General features: G+C 38.6%; 4 protein-coding genes. 1 reads left to right on the top strand and 3 read right to left on the bottom strand.

The features are described from left to right. A partial coding sequence (locus RMO27_RS15060; RefSeq protein WP_396133721.1) for a DNA-binding protein occupies nt 1-187 on the top strand: 187 nt, incomplete at its 5' end. A gap of 235 nt (nt 188-422) precedes the next feature. On the opposite strand, the gene RMO27_RS15055 is transcribed toward RMO27_RS15060, so the two are convergent. The 3 genes from RMO27_RS15055 to RMO27_RS15045 all read right to left on the bottom strand — a co-directional run bounded on the left by RMO27_RS15055 (nt 423) and on the right by RMO27_RS15045 (nt 1,913). Continuing rightward, nucleotides 423-803, bottom strand: coding sequence for a hypothetical protein (locus tag RMO27_RS15055; RefSeq protein WP_309733923.1), 381 nt, complete (start codon nt 801-803; stop codon nt 423-425). Between the two features lie 35 nt (nt 804-838). Continuing rightward, nucleotides 839-1,402, bottom strand: coding sequence for a hypothetical protein (locus RMO27_RS15050; protein WP_309733921.1), 564 nt, complete (start codon nt 1,400-1,402; stop codon nt 839-841). Between the two features lie 292 nt (nt 1,403-1,694). Then, nucleotides 1,695-1,913, bottom strand: a complete 219-nt coding sequence (locus tag RMO27_RS15045) for a toxin-antitoxin system HicB family antitoxin (protein WP_309733919.1) — start codon at nt 1,911-1,913, stop codon at nt 1,695-1,697. Nucleotides 1,914-1,945 lie beyond the last annotated feature (32 nt).

The raw sequence follows: 1,945 nt of genomic DNA, 5'->3' as shown, positions 1-1,945 counted from the left end.
GGCATTACTGGCATGGTTGCGGGTTATTGCTCGTGTTCAGGGGATTAGTGATATGGCTGAACAGATTGGTATGACGAGGCAGGGGGTGCAGAAGGCTTTATCTGATGAAGGTAATCCGCGTCTGGGAAATGTCACGTCGATCATGGAGGCTATGGGTTATTGTTTGGTGCCGCAAAAGCTACCTTGATCGCCACAGGCTTCATAACAAAGCTCATCAAGAAACTGGTCATTGCCCGGATTTTATTGACTTTGATATATTTACTTAGTTTCTTGCCTCAGAGAATAGCGGATGGCCATCCGGTGGGCACGTGGGCGACGGAGGGTAAAGAAAACCCTCCTTTTCTTTCCTCGCCAGCCTCGACCGATAGTTGCAGATTGTTTAATATTCTTTGGTGGTCGATCAGTTGAGACTGTATTTGATATTAGATGGTCTTAAAAGCTCCATGTATGAAGCTCTTAAATGAAAGCTTAGAGCCATTTGGTCTAATATCTATGAAGCTATCTAGAGAAAGCTCAAAACTAAAATTATCGATCCCGCTTTTATCACGTCTTGCAAATAAATCATGATTGTAATGAATAAATTGCATCGGAATAACTAAGTAATAGACCACTTTTTCTTCTGGCTTGTATAAAATCAATGATAGTTGCTTGCTGCAATCATTAGTTATCTTTTCACATGGAATATCAATCCACCAAACATTTTTCGTCTGATTTGATGGTAGACTTGCAAAACTCAAAAGCTTCTCATCTTGAAAATATAAACCCAGATTTTTTAGGTAATTTATGGCTTCTTGTCTGTTCATTGTTGAGATACTTTATTTTATAGTTTATGAAATATTTAGTCACACACAGGTAGAGAAGCATTTATCGAGATAATTTTTCCCTGGCGTGCATTGAAGTCCAATCCAGCAAAATTTTCCCCGTAGATACGTAGTCTGGTTATGCCTTCATTTTCATACACATCATATTGGTATCTTTGATAAGCTTTCTTAAATTTACCTATAGAATTTCCAACGTGTATTCCTTCAGTGGTAGAATATGCTGGATTAGTTGTATCTATGTTTGATACATAGCCACCTTCGTCTATTATAATGTCCAGATTTTTATATCTTAGGATAACTAATTCATCTACAATGCAACCAGTATTAACGTTTTTTGTATCTCGTTCTTTTGGCTGACCAAGGATGCTAATTACTTTCTGCATACTATCACCCAGCTTTATTTTTCCAATGTATGTTCTGGATATGTCAATTGCTTTAAAATTAGCTAAGTTGTTTCTAACTAATTGAATCTGATCTTGCTTGTTTGGAATTGTATATCCAGATGAAGAACACGGATTAGCTATAATAGTATTAGCAATGATAAAAGTCAGAAGTGTTGAACAGAAAAGATTGTTATTCATTACGAGGTCAGCCAGAATTCGTCTTACCAATTCAGAGTTCCCAGAAATCAGCAATAATACTACTTTGTGGTGATTGCTTTAATTTAATTGATAGTTAAGTAAAAAAAAGGAGGGTTTTCTTTCCTTTATGTCGCCCAGGTGCCCACCTGACAGATAGCCGTATCCGCTTCGGTGATCTGATGAATTACAAAAACGATCGAGATGCCAAACGACGGGAAGGCTTATCACAAATGACCAAGAAAAGCCAAAAGTTAGGACTGTACATTAAAGCAGCGAACACCAGGCGAATAAATTAAAGTTCGATCGAATCCAATTTATCCAAGATGCTCAGACCCTCAGCCACATCGCCCCGTGCAGATATCAACTTAAATCGAGTATGGGTATCAAACTCTACCAAAGCAACAGTAGAAAGCTCCTCGATCAGCTTGTTTACACTGATCCCCTGAGACTCAGCGAGTTCTTTCAGCCGGAGGTGCTTATCGTCTGGTATCCGAACGGTCAAAGTAGCCATAGGGTTAACTCCTAATGATTTGTTCTGGTTTC

It is taken from the genome of Chamaesiphon sp. OTE_75_metabat_556, from assembly GCF_031378165.1.
In the GTDB taxonomy this organism is placed as follows: domain Bacteria; phylum Cyanobacteriota; class Cyanobacteriia; order Cyanobacteriales; family Chamaesiphonaceae; genus Chamaesiphon.
The sequence above is the reverse complement of the archived record's forward strand: the minus strand, read 5'-3'. Positions and strand labels throughout refer to the sequence as shown.